Here is an 18,283-nt window from a genome sequence, read left to right as displayed (position 1 = left end):
TTGGCAGAGGGTGATTTTCCACTTGCCTTCCTGCACGGTGGCCGCCATTGGCCTAAATCAGGATCCGCACCCGTTCGAAAATCCGGCGGTCTTCCTGCCGCGCCGAGCGGGTATGTAGACGCAGTTGGCGCACCAGAGCGTCAATCAGAGCATTCGCCGCCGCGCTCAGGATGCTGTTGCGGCGGGTAACGATATTCAGCCGCACCGGATCGCAGCTTTCCCGCAGCGTCAGCGGCATCAGGCGCCCGGTAAGCTGCGGCAGTCCGGCCAGCGGCGCCGGGCACCAGGTGCACATGTCCGCCGACTCCACCATTGCCTGTAGCATGCCAAGGGAATGGGCGTGGATGATGCGATGGGGATCAAGCTGGGCGCCATGGCGGCTGAACAGTTGGCGGACCAAATCGTCGTAGTTTTCCGGCGTGTAATTCAGCACCCAGTCCTGTTCCAGCAATTGGTGGATCGAGGTGCTCTGGCTCAACGGGTGCCCTTGCCGCACCATCACCGCCGTTTCATAGTCCAGCAACGGTTCGCAATGAAACTCCTGCGGCGCCATAGAGGCCGGCAACGGCGTGATGGCGAAATCCATCGTGCCCTCTCGCAATTGCGATTGCGCGTTGGCCATCAGGCTTTCAAACAACTCCAGCTTGACCTTGGGCATTTTTTTGCGAAAAGCCATCACCGCCGGCGGCAACACCGTCAGCATCAGCCAAGGCGTTATCGCCGCTTTTACCTGATCTTCCGCCAACCCGCGCAGACCCGCCATCTCCATGTTGGCCTGTTCCAACTGGTTAAGCACCAGCCGGGCGTGAGCCAACAGCGTTTTGCCGTAAGGGGTAAAACCCAATCCGGCCGGCGTGCGGATCAGCAACGGCAGTTCCTGCTCCTGTTCCAGTTCGCGCAAGGCCCGCGTGACTGCCGCTTGTGAAAGCTCCATTTGCCGTGCGGCGCCGCGAATGCTGCCGCTGTCGGCGCTGGCGACCAAGGCTTGTAATTGATGCAGTTTCATCGCGCCCCCTGACAACCAAAGATTGTCAGCATAACCGAACGGCGGCTCCCCGGCAAAAAGGTTGTTTGCTAGTCTCGAAGACACCCTGCTTTCCGGCTGTCGACCCGCCGAAAATCGGAAATTCACTCTGGAGACAGTGATGCCAAACCCGCTTGTTTTACCTGAAATAGCCGCTGTTAAGCACGAAATGGTCGCCATTCGCCGCCATATTCACGCGCATCCCGAATTGGGCTTCAACGAGTTCGCCACCAGCGATCTGGTGGCGAAGCTTCTGACCGAATGGGGTTATCAGGTTACGCGCCATGTAGGACAAACCGGTGTTGTCGCCACGCTGCAACGCGGCACGGGGAAAACGCTCGGTTTGCGTGCCGACATGGACGCACTGCCGATCGAAGAAGCCACCGGGTTGCCCTATGCCAGCACCCACAGCGGCGTGATGCACGCCTGCGGTCATGACGGCCACACCACCATGCTGCTGGCGGCGGCGCGCTATCTGGCGCAACATCCTTCGTTTACCGGCACCCTGCACCTGATTTTCCAACCGGCGGAAGAAGGCGGCGGCGGCGCACGCGTGATGATTGAAGACGGGCTTTTCGAGCGTTTTCCCTGCGATGCCGTGTTCGCCATGCATAACGTTCCCGGCTTCCCGGTCGGTCAACTGGGTTTTGCCAGCGGCCCCTTCATGTGCTCGGCCGATACGGTCACCATTACCCTGCACGGCCAGGGCGGTCACGGCGCAGTGCCGCAACACACGGTCGATCCGGTGGTCGTGTGCGCCGCCATAGTGATGAGCCTGCAAACCATCGTCTCGCGCAATATCGATCCGCAGGAGACGGCGATCGTCACGGTTGGCGCGATCCAGGCAGGCCTTGCCGCCAACGTGATCCCCGCCAGCGCCAAAATGACGCTAAGCGTGCGCGCACTCGATGCCGGAGTGCGCCAACGGTTGGAAAGCCGCATTACCGCATTGGTCACGGCGCAGGCAGCCAGTTTCGGCGCCACAGCCGACATTGACTACCAGCATGGCTATCCGGTGTTGGTGAATCATGAGGAGGAAACCGAACTGGCGCGCCGCGTGGCGCTGGACTGGGCGGGCGAACCTCAGCTTATCCCGTCACTGCGGCCGTTCACCGCCAGCGAAGATTTTGCCTTTATGTTGGAAAAATGCCCCGGTAGCTATATCTCAATCGGCAACGGTGAAAGCAGCCCAGGCAATGCCCTGCATCATCCCGCTTACGATTTTAACGATGAGTGCCTGCCCATTGGCGCCACTTACTGGGTCAAGCTGGTTGAGCGCTTTTTGGCTTAATGTCCTGACTTGACCGCCACAACGCTGAGGAAAATGAAATGAAGACAACAATGAGTCTGGTTTTAGTCTTGCCACTGGCGTTAAGTTTTTCGGCCTTTGGCGGGGAGTTTAGCGGCAAAGTGATTAAGTTGGGCGTAGACCCGACCTACCCGCCGCTGGAATATAAAACCCCGCAGGGTACGCTGACCGGTTTCGGCGTCGATATCGCGCAGGCGATGTGCGATCAGATGCAGGCCAAATGCGTTTGGGTCGAGAGCAGTTGGGACGGGATGATCCCCGGGTTGCTGGCGAAAAAGTTTGACGCCATAGCCTCGTCGATGACCATCACGCCGCAGCGTCAGATGCAGATTGCGTTTTCAAACAAGGTTTCCAACGCCCCGGCGCGTCTGGTGGCCCGTAAAGGCAGCGATCTGCAGCCCACCGCGGCTTCGCTGAAAGGCAAGTCGGTTGGCGTGCAGCAGGGGTCCAGCCAGGAAGCCTACGCCACGGCCCTGTGGCGAACGGCCGGCGTCAACGTGGTGTCCTATCAAAGCCAGCAGGAAGCCAATGAAGATCTGATCAATGGCCGTTTGGATGCTTCGCTGCTGGCCAGCGTCAGCGCCGGCGAGTTCTTCCATACTCCGGCGGGGAAAGACTTTGCGTTTGTCGGCGCCGAACTCAATGACAGCAAGTATTTTGGCATCGGCGACGGTATTGGGCTGCGCAAAGAGGATACAGCACTGCGCGACGCGTTCAATTCTGCGCTGCAAACAATCATTGCCAACGGCACATACAAGAAAGTGAATGATAAATATTTTGATTTTGACGTCTACGGCGCGGGCCAATAACGCGCAAAAACGGCGCTGCGCTGGCACTTCGGGGCAATAACAGAGACGAGCGGGGAAACTAAAAGGGCCAGGCGAATGCCTGACCCGATAAAACTCATTACTTCACTTCGCCCATAGCCTTCAGCTTTTTGGACAAATCACGGCGCTCTTTAGACAGATCGGCATTTTTGATGATGTAGTCATCAACGCGATCTTCATAGTCGCTGCGCATGTTGGCAATGATGCCCTGAACGTCTTCAATGCTCATGCCAGGCTTGATGTACTCACTCAGGTTGTCGAGCAGCAACACACGCTTCTGGTTGTCACGGATTTTTTTCTCGTTGTCGATAATTTCGCGTTGCAGCTTATTTTTACGGCGGAACATACGCACAAACTCCAGAACGTCCTGGAAACTCGGCTTATTTGCATTATCCATCTTCATACCCTTGCTTTAGTAATACACAGATTCATTTGCTTACGGCCACAATGACACCAAGATACAGGTTTGTGGCGGTCCGGCACAACTCTCATTGCCTTATCTTACCCACTTTAACCGCCCGACAAAAACCCGAAGCGCCTGCTTCATGATCTGACCCCTTAATCGTGACCGGCGGCGGTACATACCTTGAGCAGATCGCCCAATTCTTCCAACTGCTGCGTCAGCTCCATGCTCAGCCAGACATAGCCGTAGATCGGTGCTTCACCGTGCTGGACAACGCTGGCCTCCTGCATCAGGGTTTTCAGTTCGGCGGCGATTTCGCTCAGTTGCCCCACCGCCGCCTGCTGTTGTTCCTGGGGGCCGTTGTGCATCATTTCCGCCAACGATTCGAGCGAACGCAACGTCAACAGTTGCGCGCTGCGCAGCGTTTTGGCATTCAGCATAATAAAATGGGTTTCGCGCGAGGCCCAGTAAGCGTCCGCCAGCAGTTCAAGCGTGCACACCAGATTGCGGCTCAGCGTCTGCACCGCTTCAAATACCGTTGTAGGAATGCGGGTTTCTTTGCTGCTGGGGACAATCAGCCCACGTAACCTGACCACCTGGCTCAGTAGATCTTTCAACTGCGGCTCCAGCCGCGGCCGTTCAATCATGTTCGGCGAGAGATAAGCGCCGTAGATTTTGCCTGCGCTCTGCAGGCAATCGGCCAACTGCATGCGCCACAGGATATAAGCGCGTTGCGGATAAATGCTGCTGAACAACAGCGCCAGCAACGAACCAAAGATCACGTCGCCGCTGCGCCACAGCGCGGTATGCATATCACCGGCCCCGGCACCGCAGACTACCGCCAACGTGATCCCCACCAGCAAGGCCATATAGGGCCGCTTGCCGAGCGTCAAATAGCCGCAAAAAAACATCACTACCCCGCACCACGCCAGCATCAGCGACAGCGAGTAAAGTTCAAGATACAGAGCAATCAGGCCGGAGACGGCGCCAAATACCGTGCCGGCAATGCGCTGCAACGCCCGCTGCAACACGTTGCCCCAAAATGAGATAGGCCCCATAACCACCACCAGGGTGATGAGAGGCCAGGTGCCTTCCGGCACCTCGAGCAGGCGGATTAGCAGGAAGGTCAGGACAAACGCCAGCCCAATGCGCAAACCATGGACGACGCGATAATGCCGATAGGTCAGTCGTTCAAAAGGCGATATTTTTCTGTCGAGGCGCACAATGCATCCCGTTACCGATGACGAGGAAGACGCTTAGTTTAGCGGAGGAAAGCGGGTGGAGAAAAGGCGGATGAGGCGCCCCCCACCCGCAGGCGAACCTTAAGCGGCATATTTATCCACCAGCGCGCGCAGAATGGCGGCGGTTTCCACATCCATTACGCCGCCATACTGTTGCGGGCGGAAATGCAGTTGGAAGGCGCGTACCAGTTGGCGATAGCCCTCGGCGTCGGTCGCAGCCGAGGTGTCGTAACCGTATTTGGCGAACAGCGCCAACAGTTCCCGCTGCGCGGGAATGCCCTGGCAGTGATACTCACGCTGGTGACGCTGTTTAACCGCGTCGTCATACCAGGCGCCTACGCCGGCCTGATGCAGTTGATGCCACGGAAACTGCGGGCCTGGATCGCTCTTGCGGCCCGGCGCTATATCGGAATGCGCCACCACGTTGATCGGCGTGATATCCGGATAGCGCTGCAGAATATTTTGCGCCAGCTGCGTTACCGCCGCGATCTGCTGCGGGTTAAACGGCGGGAAAGTAATGTCCTCACCCTCGCCGCTCGCCAGATTCACGATCTCGATGCCAATCGCCGTATCGTTGAGATTATTGCGGCTGCCCCACTTGCTGACCCCGGCATGCCAGGCACGTTCATCTTCATCCACCAGGTTGAAAATGCGCACGCCGCTAAAACCGGCTGCCTGATAAGTTTGATCTTCCGGATCCGGAACCAGGTAATGGGCACTGACCGATTTCCCGGTCAGCGATTGCACCGAATCGGCAAAATTCTGCGCCGTGTAATGCAACACCAGAAAACGCACGCGGTGGCCAAAACCGGCCACCGAACGGTAGCTATTGTAATCAATACTGAACATCGTAAATTCCTTCTTGTCTGTTGGTCTTCATTATCATGTAGGGGCCGCACCGACTCGTGCGGGCGCTGCATAGTGCCCCCTACACTGTCTGCGTGAACGCTGTCCACTCCTTCATGTTTAGCTAATTGCTAAATTAAACGCAAGCGGTTTTTAGCAAAAACGATATTTACCTTTTTGCTAAAGAATGCGATCATCCGACGATGGAAACCAAAGAAATAAGACGCAATAATTTGCGCGACCTGATGGCCCGCTACGCCCGGCAGGGCGTTAACCAGAATGAGTTTGCGATACTGGTTGAATCCTCCGCGCCTACGCTAAGCCAAATCACCGGTGAGAAATCCTCCCGCAACCTGGGCGACAACCTCGCCAGGCGGATCGAGGCCAAACTGAACCTGCCCAAAGGCTGGTTTGACGTTTTCCATGAAAAACAGCTGGTGCGCCCTTTCGATAACGTGGCGGCAGAGTCGGATTTTCAACCCGCCCGCCTGAAACCGGTGGTGTGGGAAGATACCGAACAAGACAAGGAAGAGTTTGTGGAAATTCCCCTGCTGGATATCGATTTCTCAGCCGGTGATGGCTGTTATGAAATCGTCGACCGTGAAGAGTTCTCGCTGATCTTCCGCCGCTATTATCTGCACAAGATGGGGGTGGCGGTGAATGCCGCGCGGATCATCCGCATCTCCGGCTCCAGCATGGAGCCACGCCTGCAAGATGGCGACGTGGTGGGCATCAACACCGATGACACCCGCATCCGCGAAGGTAAAACCTACGCTATCCGCCACGGTAACCTGCTGCGGGTGAAGGTCTTGATCGAGCAGCCTGACGGCGGTGTGACCATTCGTTCCCTGAATCGGGAAGAATACCAGGATGAGCACCTGAGTTATGCGCAGCGTAAAGACCAGTTGGTGGTGCTGGGCCGCGTTTTCTGGTCGTCTTCATCCTGGTAAGGGCAAGGATATCCCCGTGGATTTCACGGGGTAGCTCGCCATGGCACTATTTGAAATCCACCACCATTTGCTGCTGAATGGACAAACCCCGCGTCGACTGTACGCAGTTACCGATGTAATCGGTAAAACGTGGCGGTTTGGGCATACCCAGTTTGAGGATTTTGTCGTTGCTGAAACGAACATTGAGCATGGCAAACGACCCGTACAGACGCATCGCCTTCAACATTAGCCGCTCGTTGCATGGCCCGAAAATATCTTTCAACTGCCTGCGCATCTTCACCAGAACGTCGTAATTGACCTGGGCATAGGCATCGCCGACCGGCGCTTTCTGCAGCGCAACGGCCATAGCGCGATCGATATCCGCAAAACTGACGCTGCACTCTTCACCGGCAGAGATGTGATAAACGTCATTATCCAGCGTTTCTCTGTTCAGCAGCATCACCATCGCATCGGCACAATAATCCACCGGAATCACATCGATATTGTCCTGCAACGAACACATAAATTGGCGCAACATCAGCGCCATGCTGAACACCCAAAAAATACTGCTGGAAGGTTGGCAGCCAAGGCGGGTATGCCCTACCACAATGGAAGGACGGGCGATCACCAACGGCAGTTGCGGGCAACGTTGACGCATCAACTGTTCAATGGTGGATTTGGAGCGAGTATATTCCACCAGATGTTCAGCGGTTTCTTCAAACTCCGCGCTTTCCGCCACCAGTGAACCCGGCTCCGGCGCACAAGACATTGCGGTGCCCACATGCAGAAAACGTTTTAATCCTTCCACTTGCGCCATTCGCTCGGCAAAAGCCAGCGTTCCTTCGACGTTAACCTTCCAGATAAGAGGATTATTGCCAAACGAGGCTACCGCAGCACAATTGATAACGTGCGTTACTTTATTAATACGTGTGTCCGATAAAAAACCTTCAGGCTCACTTAAGTCGCCCAACAATATATTTTCTATCGTAATTTTAGATAATAAATCGGCAGCAATATTGAATTTTTCCATATTCATCCGAATACGGTCCAATCCCTGCTGTGCATTTTCAGCACGCACCAGAAAAAGATAGTTAATTACCTGATTTTCATTCAGTAACTTCTCAAGGACCGCACCACCAAGAAAGCCGGTAGCGCCAGTCAACAGTAGCGTTTTCATAATATGTACCCACATTGGCATTGAATGTTGCTGATTGTATGCGGGGATAATTAAACAAATATTAAATGGAACTCAGTGGTACTTATTTATCTTTTCTTAATATTATCTTAAGGAATATTCTGAAACATCGTTGCGGTATTTGGTAACACATTCAATAAAAAAGGGGCGTATTAAACACCGTCGTTTATCGACCATTGATACAAGCTCTGATTTAATTTACCGGTCAATGTCATCCTCTTTTATCGTCAGGAGTTTCTATGAGCTATAACCAAAAAGCCTGGTTGAGCGTTCTGGTCCTGTGCAGCGTTTTCTGGCTGGTGGTGATCGGCAGTATTTTTTCAGCCAATCGAGTCTTCGAACGCACCCAACAGCAAAGTCTTGAGGCGCTCACGGCACAAACCTCTCATCACTATCATGCCAATCCGACGTCTGGTCACAGCCTTCAGGCACGTACGCCGGCCTTGTGAGATTCCCCCCCTGAATGGGGTAGGGACAAGCGCAGCTAACGATCCTATGATGCCCTTTGGTTCACAGGGAGAAGAATATGGGTCGAAAGCTGGATAGCTTACCGCAGGCGGAACGCGAAAAAATTGAAGCCGATTTACTCGCACTTAGCGTCATTTATAACGAGCGTTATGGCATTGCTTCCAACGCAATCAGCGCCGAAGAACAGGTCCCCGAACACTTACGCCCCTACTTTCATCAACGCCTGAACTACTACCGCAATGCGTAATCCTTCGCATTTGGGCGATTAACGGTAACGACCGCTTGGCATCGAGCATCTCGCCGTTACAATAGGGGCATATTCCCTACGCCACCTGAGAGATGCGATTTTGAGCAGTAAGGCACCGGCCACATTCTACATCCACGATTACGAGACCTTCGGCAAAAGCCCATCGATGGACCGCCCGGCGCAATTTGCCGGCGTACGCACCGATATGGATTTCAATATCATCGAAGAGCCATTGGTCATCTACTGCAAACCGGCCGACGACTACCTGCCCGATCCTGAAGCGGTGATGATCACCGGCATCACGCCGCAACTGGCGCTGGCCAAAGGCATTAACGAGGCCGACTTTGCGCGCGAAATCCATCAGGCGTTCAGCGTGCCGGGCACCTGTATTCTGGGTTACAACAATATCCGCTTCGATGACGAAGTCAGCCGTAATATTTTCTATCGCAGCTTCTATGATCCTTACGCCTACAGTTGGCAAAACGGCAACTCCCGCTGGGATTTGCTTGACGTGATGCGTGCCTGCTATGCGCTGCGGCCGGAAGGCATCGTTTGGCCGGAGAACGAAGATGGTTTCCCCAGTTTCCGCCTGGAACATCTGACGCGCGCCAACGGCGTCGAGCACGAGCATGCCCATGACGCCATGTCGGACGTTTACGCCACCATCGCCATGGCCAAGCTCGTGAAGCAGGCGCAACCGCGGCTGTTTGATTTTCTGCTGCAACACCGCAACAAACACAAACTGAACGCCTTGATCGATATCGCGGAAATGACGCCGCTGGTGCACGTTTCCGGTATGTTCGGCGCAGCGCGCGGCAACACCAGTTGGGTATCGCCGCTGGCCTGGCACCCGGACAACAAGAACGCGGTGATCATGTGCGATTTGGCCGGCGATATGACCCCGCTGCTGACCTTGAGCGCCGACGAACTGCGTGAACGCTTGTATACCCGCCGTGAGGATCTGGCGGCCGACCAATCCCCGGTGCCGATCAAGCTGGTGCATATCAATAAATGCCCGGTGCTGGCCCCTGCCAAGACGCTGCTGCCGGAAAACGCCGAGCGGTTGGGTATTGACCGCCAGGCCTGCCTGCAGAATTTGCAATTGCTGCGCCAGAATCCGCAAGTGCGCGAGAAAGTGGTGGCGCTGTTCGCCGATGCAGAGCCTTTTAAAGCCGTCGACGATGTGGACGCCAGGCTGTACGACGGTTTCTTCAGCGATGCCGACAAGGCGGCGATGAGGATCATCCAGCAAACCAAACCTCAGAATCTGCCGGCGCTGGATCTGACCTTCAGCGATGGACGCATGAAAGAGCTGCTGTTCCGCTTTCGCGCCCGCAACTACCCGAATACGCTGGATGACGCCGAGCAGCGCCGCTGGTTGCAGCACCGTCAGGAGGCCCTGAGCGCAGAACGGGTGCAGAGCTACGTGCTGCAGTTGGAATCGTTGTATAACCTGCACGAAGGCGATAAAGAAAAGACCGCGCTGCTGAAAGCGCTGTTTGAATACGGCAAAGAGTTGGTGGGCTAATAAAAACAACAAAGGGCGCAATGCGCCCTTTTTAATGATGACCGGTTAAGGTTTATGCCACGTCTTCACTGGCCTGCGGCACCGGCAGACGGAAGCTGCGGGTCACGAAAGCCAGATAAATCAGACCAATCGCCGCCCATACCAGCCCCAGCGTCATTGAGCTGGTTTCCAGATTGAGCCACAGCGCACCTACGGTCAGCGCACCCAACACCGGCAGAATCAGGTAGTTGAAGGTGTCTTTTACGGTACGGTTCAGCTTGTCGCGGATATAGAACTGCGAAATCACCGACAGGTTCACAAAGGTGAACGCCACCAGCGCGCCGAAGTTAATCAACGCCGTCGCCGTCACCAGGTCAAACGACACCGCAGACAGCGCAATCGCGCCGACCAGCAGTACGTTCAGCGCCGGGGTACGCCATTTCGGGTGCACATAACCGAAGAAACGCTCCGGGAATACGCCGTCGCGGCCCATCACATACATCAGGCGCGAAACACCGGCGTGCGAAGCCATGCCGGAAGCCAGTACGGTTACGCAGGAGAACACCAGGATCACCGACTGGAAGAACTTGCCGGCCACGTACAGCATGATTTCCGGTTGAGACGCGTCAGGATCTTTGAAGCGCGAGATGTCCGGGAAGTACAACTGCACGAAGTAAGACACCACAATGAAGATGATGCCGCCGATCAATGCCGTCAGGAAGATGGCTTTCGGGATCACTTTCTCCGCGTCTTTGGTTTCCTCAGACAGCGAGCTGATGCCGTCAAACCCGAGGAACGAGAAGCACAGAATGGTCGCACCGGTAATCATCGGCACCACGTGCGCATTCTCAGACCAGAACGGACGGCTGCTGATCAGCGTGCCCGCACCTTCGCCGTGGGAAATACCGTTCACCACCAGGCAGAGGAACACGATCATGATCGCCACCTGCACTACCACGATGATGGAGTTCAGGTTCGCCACCAGCTTGATGCCGCGCAGGTTGAAAAGGGTCATCAGCGCGACCAGCGCCGCCACGAAAATCCATGAAGGCACGCCCGGGAAGATGGCTTCCAGGTAAATTTTGGCCAGCAGGATGTTGATCATCGGCATGAACAGGTAGTCCAGCAACGACGACCAGCCCACCATAAAGCCGACGTGCGGGCTGATGGCTTTTTGGGCATAGGTATAAGCAGAACCGGCGGACGGGAATTTCCGCACCAGTTTGCCGTAGCTCAATGCGGTAAACAGGACCGCCAGCAGAGCAAAGGCGTACGCAGTGGCGACGTGACCATCGGTCAGGCCGGATACGATGCCGAAGGTATCGAAGATGGTCATTGGCTGCAGGTAAGCCAGCCCCATCATCACTACCGGAACTAAAGTCAGGGTTTTACGCAGTTGCGCGCGTTGGGCTGGAGCAGCGCTGATGATGTTATCGGACATGACGCAGCCCCCCCTTACCTTCTGCCTTGCGGAGCATAGACACGCCAAGACTTAAGGTTGCGGGGAAACTTCGCAACGTGCGACTGAATTCAAAAAGAAGGGGATTGGAAGCTGGATAACGGGTCAAGGTAGCCTTGACTGCTCCATAATCGCTGCGGCCGCAGCGGAAACCGGCGGGCACCGGCGCTAAAGTGAAAAATTGCCCCATCTTTCTTATCCTCATGAGTCACGACCATAAAGTTTTGTTTGATCGCGCACGAAACTATTTATCTATCCGGATCGGTGTCCGGCCTCGCTTGGTGTATGAAACGCACAGTTGTTAGAACACAAATGCAAAAAAAATAACCGACGCTTTAAAACGTCGGCTATCTGCATTAGTCATATTTTGCACCAGAAAGCAGCCGGATGACAAGATCCGGAAACCTTCTTACACAAATTCTTTTGGCGATCGTGCTCAAAATCCGCCTGCAAGGCGAATTATTCCGCTATCAATCCGCTTATCACCAGAATATTAACATCCAGTTTACCCAGGCTCAGGCGTTTTTCAACATCCAGTCAATCTCGGTTTCCGTCACCAGCCGCTCAAACTGCATCAGTTCATCCATCTTGCAAGCATGATAAACCTGCGCAAAACGTTCGCCCAGATACTGCGTCAGCTCATGCTGGTGTTCAAACTCATACAGCGCATCGCTTTGGCGGATCGGGAACGGCAGCCCTTCCTGCTCCAGGCCGTTGCCGGTCACCGGCTCAGGCAGCGGCAGTTCGTTGTCCAGGCCGTACAAGATCCCAGCCAGGATCGCCGCCACCACCAGATAGGGGTTGGCATCGGCCCCGGCGACGCGGTATTCCACCCGGTGATTCTCCGGATCGCTGCAGGGAATGCGCAGCGCGACAGTGCGGTTATTGTGCCCCCAGGAAGCCTGGGTAGGCACATACATCCCCGGTTGGAAACGACGGAAGGCGTTAATGTTGGGAGCCAGCAGCGCCATGGAGGCCGGCATCAAGGTGATCATCCCGGCCAGCGCGCGGCGCAACAGCGGCGAGTCTTCGCCATCCGCATCCGTAAACAGATTCTTGCCGTCACCGTCCAGCATGCTGATATGCACGTGCATGCCGCTACCGGCGTACTCCTCATAGGGTTTCGCCATAAAGGTCGCATGCAGATGATGATTTTCCGCCACCAACCGCACCAGCCGTTTCAGCGACAGCGCATGATCGCAGGCCAGCAGCACGTTATCGGTATGGTTCAGGTTTACCTCGAACTGGCCGGGCGACGCCTCCGCCACCGCGCCGTCCGCCGGCAACCCCTGCATCTGCGCCAAAGTGTCGATGTCGTTCAGCACCTCAGCGAAATGATTCAGATTATCCAGCGAGTAGACCTGGCTTTGCATGTTTCGCTCCTGGGTGCCGGGCGCACAAGGGGGTTGCAAATAACCTTCAGAGTCTCGCTGTCGATCAATGAGATAGAACTCCAACTCTACCGCTACCACCGGGAACATGCCGCGCTGGCGCAACGCCTGCCACACTCGATTCAGGACATTGCGGGGTTCAACGTCAAAGGGAGTACCATCTTCATCCAGCATGGTCAGCAATACCTGACCGATATTGTCCGGGTCCGCCGCCGACGGGGTCAACGATCCGGCCACCGGCATACAAACGCGGTCCGGCTCGCCCAGTTCCTGGCCCAGGCCCGCCTCTTCCACCACGTTGCCCAGAATATCCATAGCGAATACCGAGGCGGGGAAGTAACAGCCTTTTTCCAATTTTTTCAGCCCGGAGACGGGAATACGTTTACCGCGGAAGGAACCATTCAGGTCTGTGAGAAGGATATCGATATACTGCGTTGAGGGATGGCGTTCCAGATAGTGAGCAACCTCACGTTGGAACGCGCTACTTCGCCTCTCTTCATTATGCTGTGCAAAATTTTCAACTGCTGCGATATTGGTTTGCATACATCACCCGCCATTATGCTCTAAGGACGCTTGCGCATCCGTCTGCCGATCGGTTCAACACATGGTCTGATTTCTCTGTAGACTGCGCCCTGACTGGCGCTCAAAATAACATCCATAATATGAAACATAGCCTTAACACAAATGGTTTGCAAATGTTACAATCCCGTTTGATTATTCGCCACCGGCTGCTAAATTGATAAAATATTGACCGAAAAGGCGTTGACCGCCTTTTAACGAACAGAATTTCGTCCGCCAGAACGGGGGTGACTATGGGCAATATATTTTCCAAATCAACCTTAACTACCGATATCATGCTGTGTCGATATCCCCCAGACAGGCACCCGACCCTGTTATTCATTTCTGCCTGTCGTCCCTATCAGAAGGAAGTACCGCTATGAGCGAAGTCAGCTTGGCGCCGGGTAAGCGCCTGTCACAGATCCGTCTGCAATTGGGTTTGTCGCAGCGCCGAGTCGCCGAACTGTCCGGGTTAACCCACAGCGCGATCAGCACCATCGAACAGGACAAGGTCAGCCCGGCCATCAGTACGCTGCAAAAGCTGCTGAAAGTGTATGGACTGTCGCTGTCCGCCTTTTTTGCCGAACCGGAAGCCGCCGATGAACCCAAAGTGGTGATCGAGGCGGAGGATCTGATCGAAATCGGTAGCCAGGGTGTGTCGATGAAGCTGGTGCACAACGGCAATCCGGCGCGCAATCTGGCAATGATGCTGGAAACCTATCAACCCGGCACCACCACCGGCGAGAAGATCAAGCATCAGGGCGAGGAGATCGGCACTCTGCTGGAAGGCGAAATAATGCTGACCATCAACGGCCAGACCTATTGCCTGACCGCCGGCCAGAGTTACGCCATCAATACCGGCATTCCCCACAGTTTTAGCAATACGTCGGCGCGCGTCTGCCGAATCGTCAGCGCGCATACGCCCACCACCTTCTGACCGATTCTGGCGGAGGAGTCATGACGGAACACGTTGCCAGCTATTATGCCGCCACCGCCAATGCGTTCGCGCCCTACCCGACGCTGAGCGAAAATATCCGCTGCGACGTCTGCATCGTTGGCGGCGGTTTTACCGGCCTGTCGTCGGCGTTGCACTTGGTCGAGGCCGGTTTTGACGTGGTGGTGCTGGAAGCTGCTCGTATCGGTTGGGGCGCCAGCGGCCGCAACGGCGGTCAGGTAGTCAACTCCTACAGCCGCGATATCGATGTGATCGAGGCGCGTTACGGCGCAGATACCGCAGCCATGCTTGGCGGCATGATGTTCGAAGGTGCGGAGATTATCCGCAACCGCATCGATCACTACGCCATCGCCTGCGACTATCGCCCCGGCGGTATCTTCGCCGCGCTGAACCCTAAACAACTGCGAACGCTGGAACACCAGCAGGCCAACTGGCGGCGCTATGGCAATGCCCGGCTGGAACTGCTGGATCAACAGGCAATCAGGCGCGAGATAGCCAGCGAACGCTACGTGGGGGGGCTGTTGGACCGCAACGGCGGCCACTTGCACCCGCTCAATCTGGCATTGGGCGAAGCTGACGCGATACGCCGTCACGGTGGGCGGCTGTACGAACAGTCGGCGGCCACACGCATCGAGTACGGTGAACCGGCCAGGGTGCACACCGCACAGGGGTCGGTCACCGCCGGTTTTGTGATTATTGCCGGTAATGCCTATCTGGGCGACAAACTGGAGCCGCGCCTCAGCCGGCTGAGCATGCCGTGCGGCTCGCAAATTCTCACCACCGAGCCGCTGTCAAAAGACATGGCGCTGTCGTTGCTGCCCAATAATTTTTGCGTCGAAGACTGCAATTACCTGCTGGATTACTTTCGTCTGACCGCCGATAACCGGCTGTTGTACGGCGGTGGCGTGGTTTACGGCGCGCGCGATCCGGCCGATATCGATCCCTTGATCCTGCCCAAGCTATTAAAAACCTTTCCGCAATTGAAACAGGTGCGTATCGATTACCGCTGGAGCGGCAATTTCCTGCTGACGCTGTCGCGCATGCCGCAGTTCGGCCGGCTGGAGAATAACGTCTATTACATGCAGGGCGACAGCGGTCACGGCGTCACCTGCACCCATCTGGCGGGCAAGCTGATTGCCGAAGTGCTGCGCGGCGATGCCGAACGTTTCGACGCCTTCGCCCGGTTGCCGCACCTGCCCTTTTTCGGCGGACGTCAGTTCCGCGTTCCCTTCACCGCCCTCGGTGCGGCGTACTATGCGCTGCGGGACCGTTTGGGATTCTAGCGCGCCTCTCCAGGAATTTTTTCGTCTCAGTTATGCCATTTAGTTTGTTGCCAAAATCGCAATCTGTGTTACAAAAGAAGACCTTTAGCCATCTAAACACCTAAACGTCTTTTAATCACACTATGCCAACCGCAACGCCCTCACGCCTCGAGATGCGCAATATCTCGATCGCCTTTGCCGGATTCAATGCGCTGCAAAACGTCGACTTCACCCTGCAGGGCGGCTCCACGCATGCGCTGGTCGGTGCCAACGGCGCGGGAAAATCAACGCTGATGGCGATCCTTTCCGGCGCGCATGATCATTACCGCGGCGAGATCTTTATCGACGGCCAAAAAGTCGATATTCACTCACCGCTGCAGGCCCGCCGACACGGCATCCATGTGGTGCAGCAGGAGGTGGACGTGGCGCTGATCCCCACGCTGTCGGTGGCGGAAAACATCATGCTCGACTGGCTGAATGAACCGGGCCATTTGCTCAACTGGGCGCAGATGTACCGCCAGGCTGCGCAACTGCTTCAGCAACTGGATTTATCCCTCAACCTGCGCCAGCGTCTGGCAGAGTGCACGCTGGCGGAAAAACAGCAGGTGCTGCTGGCGCGCGCGCTGTCGCATCGCTGCCGCTTCCTGGTACTCGATGAACCCACCGCCCCGCTCGATCGCGCCGAAAGCGAGCGCCTGTTTCGCGTGGTGCGTCGCTTGCAATCCGAGGGCATCGGCATTGTGTTTATCTCCCACCGCATTCACGAGCTGAGTGAAATTTGCGATCGGTTGACGGTGCTGCGCGATGGCCGCCACGTCAGCGAAGATGCCATGCAGGGGCTGGTCGGCGAGCAGATTGTCGAGAAAATGCTTGGCCACCGGCTGGACGATATCTTCCCGCCACCGCGGCCGCCGCACGGCTCGCGCACGCTGCTGCAGGTAGAAGGTCTGCACGATCGCCACAAGCTGCGCGACGTCTCCCTGCAGCTGCATCAGGGGGAGATTTTGGGTATCGCCGGGTTGGCCGGCGCGGGCAAAACCGAACTGTGCAAGGCGCTGTTCGGCGCCTCGCCGGCCCGTGTAGAGCGCGGCGAGCTGCGCGGCACGCCCTGGGCACCGCGCGCGCCGCATCTTTCCGTTGAACAGGGGCTGGCGCTGGTGCCGGAAGAGCGCCGCAAAGAAGGCATATTTATTGATGAGGCCATCCCGATGAACCTGAGCGTCAGCGCCGATGACAGCTTCTCGCGCTGGAGCCTGTTCAGCCGCCGACAGGAGCTGCGCTGGGCGCGCGATATCATGCAACGCCTGAACATTCGCGCCTCCGGCCCGCAGCAAAGGCTAAAAAGGCTTTCCGGCGGTAACCAGCAAAAGGTGGCCATCGGCAAATGGCTGCGTGGCGATGCCGACGTGCTGATTTTCGATGAGCCGACCAAGGGCGTGGATATCAAGGCCAAACAGGAGCTGTTTACCCTGATCGACGGCCTGGCCCGCGACGGCAAAGGCATTATCTACGCCTCCGGCGAGTTCTCGGAGCTGCTCGGCCTGTGCGATCGCATTTGCGTCCTGTGGGACGGCCGTGTGGTGGCGGAGCTGAACGCCGCCGATATTGATGAAGAAACATTATTATTGTATTCCACCGGAGGAACCCCTGCGTGAGTAAAGAATTATCCCTGCCCAATGCACAGCCCTGGCGTCATCAGCTGTTTGAGTTTCTCTACAAATGGGGGATGTTGCTCACCGTTGTCGCGCTGATCGCCTTGTTCGGGCTGGCGTCGGACAACTTCCTCGATCCCAACAATATCATCAACATCCTGCGTTCCATCGCCATCGTTACGGTGATCGCCATTGGGGTGTCTATCTCGCTGTCGGTGGGCGGTTTCGATCTTTCCGTCGGCTCCACCGCCTCGCTGGCTAACGCGCTGGTGGTCTCGCTGTTCGTTTGGTACGGCTTCGGCACCACCGGCGCGATTGTGCTGACGCTGCTGATTTGTACGCTGGTTGGTCTGTTCAACGCCTTCCTGATTGTGGTGTTGAAGATCCCTGACATGCTGGCGACGCTGGCCAGCCTGTTTGTGATCCAGGGCGTTGCCATGACCTACAGCTACGGCGGGTCGATCACCCAAAATATGCTGTTGCCGAATGGCGATATGGCCGAGGGGCTCATCCCGGACATTTTCTCCGCGCTAGGCCAGGTACCGGTGATTGTGCTGATTATGCTGGCGGTCACGATTGTGGTGCAATTGTTCCTGTCGCTGACCAAACACGGCCGCCGCATGTACGCCATCGGCGGCAACCCGGAGGCGGCGCGCCTTTCGGGGATCCGCACTGTACGTTACAAGGTCGCCGCGTATGTGATTTCCTCGCTGCTGGCCTCGCTTGGCGGCATATTGCTGGCGTCACGTATCGGCTCTTCACAGGTTAACGCCGGTGGCGGTTATCTGATGGATGCCGTCGCCGCCGCCTACATCGGTTTCTCTCTGGCCGGCTCCGGCAAACCCAACGCGCTCGGCACGCTGGTCGGTGCGGTGATCCTCGGCGTATTGCAAAATGGGCTGGTGATGCTTTCAGTCCCCTACTATGCGATGGATATTATCAAAGGGCTGGTACTGGCTCTGGCGCTCGCTATCACCTATATACAGAAACGCTGACTTTCCCCCGGCGCG

Annotated in this window: 17 protein-coding genes; 10 read left to right on the top strand and 7 right to left on the bottom strand. The window is 56.4% G+C overall.

What is annotated here, in order from left to right; translation table 11 throughout:
- Window positions 1-52 precede the first annotated feature (52 nt).
- The gene (locus ACTJJ1_RS17220; RefSeq protein ID WP_006326615.1) at window positions 53-1,006 is read right to left on the bottom strand and encodes a LysR family transcriptional regulator; all 954 of its coding nucleotides are present in this window, start codon (window positions 1,004-1,006) and stop codon (window positions 53-55) included.
- A gap of 139 nt (window positions 1,007-1,145) precedes the next feature.
- Between ACTJJ1_RS17220 and ACTJJ1_RS17215 the strand changes: the two genes are divergently transcribed.
- Window positions 1,146-2,315: a M20 aminoacylase family protein gene (locus ACTJJ1_RS17215; protein ID WP_004946957.1), complete on the top strand. Its 1,170-nt coding sequence runs from the start codon at window positions 1,146-1,148 to the stop codon at window positions 2,313-2,315.
- A 38-nt stretch (window positions 2,316-2,353) separates the two neighbouring features.
- A complete protein-coding gene (locus ACTJJ1_RS17210; protein WP_004946959.1) occupies window positions 2,354-3,142 on the top strand; it encodes an ABC transporter substrate-binding protein in 789 nt (262 codons plus the stop codon).
- A gap of 97 nt (window positions 3,143-3,239) precedes the next feature.
- Here ACTJJ1_RS17210 and tmaR read toward each other — a convergent pair whose 3' ends face one another.
- The 3 genes from tmaR to ACTJJ1_RS17195 form a co-directional block, all read right to left on the bottom strand.
- On the bottom strand, window positions 3,240-3,557 hold the full coding sequence (tmaR, locus tag ACTJJ1_RS17205) for a PTS system regulator TmaR (RefSeq protein WP_004946962.1): 318 nt from the start codon (window positions 3,555-3,557) through the stop codon (window positions 3,240-3,242).
- 161 nt (window positions 3,558-3,718) lie between these two features.
- The gene (locus tag ACTJJ1_RS17200; protein ID WP_004946966.1) at window positions 3,719-4,786 is read right to left on the bottom strand and encodes an FUSC family protein; all 1,068 of its coding nucleotides are present in this window, start codon (window positions 4,784-4,786) and stop codon (window positions 3,719-3,721) included.
- A gap of 99 nt (window positions 4,787-4,885) precedes the next feature.
- Window positions 4,886-5,653, bottom strand: a complete 768-nt coding sequence (locus tag ACTJJ1_RS17195) for an N-acetylmuramoyl-L-alanine amidase (RefSeq protein WP_004946968.1) — start codon at window positions 5,651-5,653, stop codon at window positions 4,886-4,888.
- Window positions 5,654-5,853: 200 nt separating this feature from the next.
- Between ACTJJ1_RS17195 and ACTJJ1_RS17190 the strand changes: the two genes are divergently transcribed.
- Window positions 5,854-6,600 carry a S24 family peptidase gene (locus ACTJJ1_RS17190; RefSeq protein ID WP_006326620.1) on the top strand — a complete coding sequence of 249 codons (747 nt, stop codon included), beginning with the start codon at window positions 5,854-5,856 and terminating at the stop codon, window positions 6,598-6,600.
- 46 nt (window positions 6,601-6,646) lie between these two features.
- Here ACTJJ1_RS17190 and ACTJJ1_RS17185 read toward each other — a convergent pair whose 3' ends face one another.
- The gene (locus ACTJJ1_RS17185; protein ID WP_004946974.1) at window positions 6,647-7,756 is read right to left on the bottom strand and encodes an SDR family oxidoreductase; all 1,110 of its coding nucleotides are present in this window, start codon (window positions 7,754-7,756) and stop codon (window positions 6,647-6,649) included.
- Between the two features lie 257 nt (window positions 7,757-8,013).
- Here ACTJJ1_RS17185 and ACTJJ1_RS17180 point away from each other — a divergent pair, with 257 nt between their 5' ends.
- From ACTJJ1_RS17180 to sbcB, 3 genes are all read left to right on the top strand, one after another.
- Complete coding sequence (locus ACTJJ1_RS17180; RefSeq protein ID WP_041417052.1) at window positions 8,014-8,223, top strand: hypothetical protein; 210 nt, start codon at window positions 8,014-8,016, stop codon at window positions 8,221-8,223.
- Window positions 8,224-8,300: 77 nt separating this feature from the next.
- Window positions 8,301-8,489, top strand: a complete 189-nt coding sequence (locus ACTJJ1_RS17175) for a DNA polymerase III subunit theta (RefSeq protein WP_006318058.1) — start codon at window positions 8,301-8,303, stop codon at window positions 8,487-8,489.
- Between the two features lie 100 nt (window positions 8,490-8,589).
- Window positions 8,590-10,017 (top strand): exodeoxyribonuclease I, encoded by a 1,428-nt coding sequence (gene sbcB, locus ACTJJ1_RS17170; protein WP_004946982.1) that lies wholly within the window; start codon window positions 8,590-8,592, stop codon window positions 10,015-10,017.
- A 52-nt stretch (window positions 10,018-10,069) separates the two neighbouring features.
- Here the strand turns inward: sbcB and ACTJJ1_RS17165 are convergent, their stop codons facing one another.
- Both ACTJJ1_RS17165 and ACTJJ1_RS17160 read right to left on the bottom strand, forming a co-directional pair.
- A complete protein-coding gene (locus ACTJJ1_RS17165) occupies window positions 10,070-11,437 on the bottom strand; it encodes an APC family permease (RefSeq protein ID WP_004946987.1) in 1,368 nt (455 codons plus the stop codon).
- Between the two features lie 533 nt (window positions 11,438-11,970).
- Window positions 11,971-13,389, bottom strand: coding sequence for a glutamine synthetase family protein (locus ACTJJ1_RS17160; protein WP_122289207.1), 1,419 nt, complete (start codon window positions 13,387-13,389; stop codon window positions 11,971-11,973).
- A 394-nt stretch (window positions 13,390-13,783) separates the two neighbouring features.
- On the opposite strand from ACTJJ1_RS17160, the gene puuR reads away from it, so the two are divergent.
- The 4 genes from puuR to ACTJJ1_RS17140 all read left to right on the top strand — a co-directional run bounded on the left by puuR (window position 13,784) and on the right by ACTJJ1_RS17140 (window position 18,268).
- The gene (puuR, locus tag ACTJJ1_RS17155) at window positions 13,784-14,341 is read left to right on the top strand and encodes an HTH-type transcriptional regulator PuuR (RefSeq protein ID WP_004946995.1); all 558 of its coding nucleotides are present in this window, start codon (window positions 13,784-13,786) and stop codon (window positions 14,339-14,341) included.
- A gap of 20 nt (window positions 14,342-14,361) precedes the next feature.
- Entirely contained in the window at window positions 14,362-15,642 is a 1,281-nt protein-coding gene (locus tag ACTJJ1_RS17150) for an NAD(P)/FAD-dependent oxidoreductase (RefSeq protein ID WP_122289206.1), read from the top strand.
- Between the two features lie 122 nt (window positions 15,643-15,764).
- The gene (locus tag ACTJJ1_RS17145; RefSeq protein WP_110605855.1) at window positions 15,765-17,276 is read left to right on the top strand and encodes a sugar ABC transporter ATP-binding protein; all 1,512 of its coding nucleotides are present in this window, start codon (window positions 15,765-15,767) and stop codon (window positions 17,274-17,276) included.
- A complete protein-coding gene (locus ACTJJ1_RS17140) occupies window positions 17,273-18,268 on the top strand; it encodes an ABC transporter permease (protein WP_004947008.1) in 996 nt (331 codons plus the stop codon). Before ACTJJ1_RS17145 ends, ACTJJ1_RS17140 begins: the two co-directional genes overlap by 4 nt.
- The last annotated feature ends 15 nt before the right edge of the window (window positions 18,269-18,283 follow it).

The organism is Serratia sp. 22264, from assembly GCF_052045345.1.
Lineage (GTDB): Bacteria > Pseudomonadota > Gammaproteobacteria > Enterobacterales > Enterobacteriaceae > Serratia > Serratia plymuthica.
This window is presented reverse-complemented; position numbering and strand designations above follow the sequence as displayed.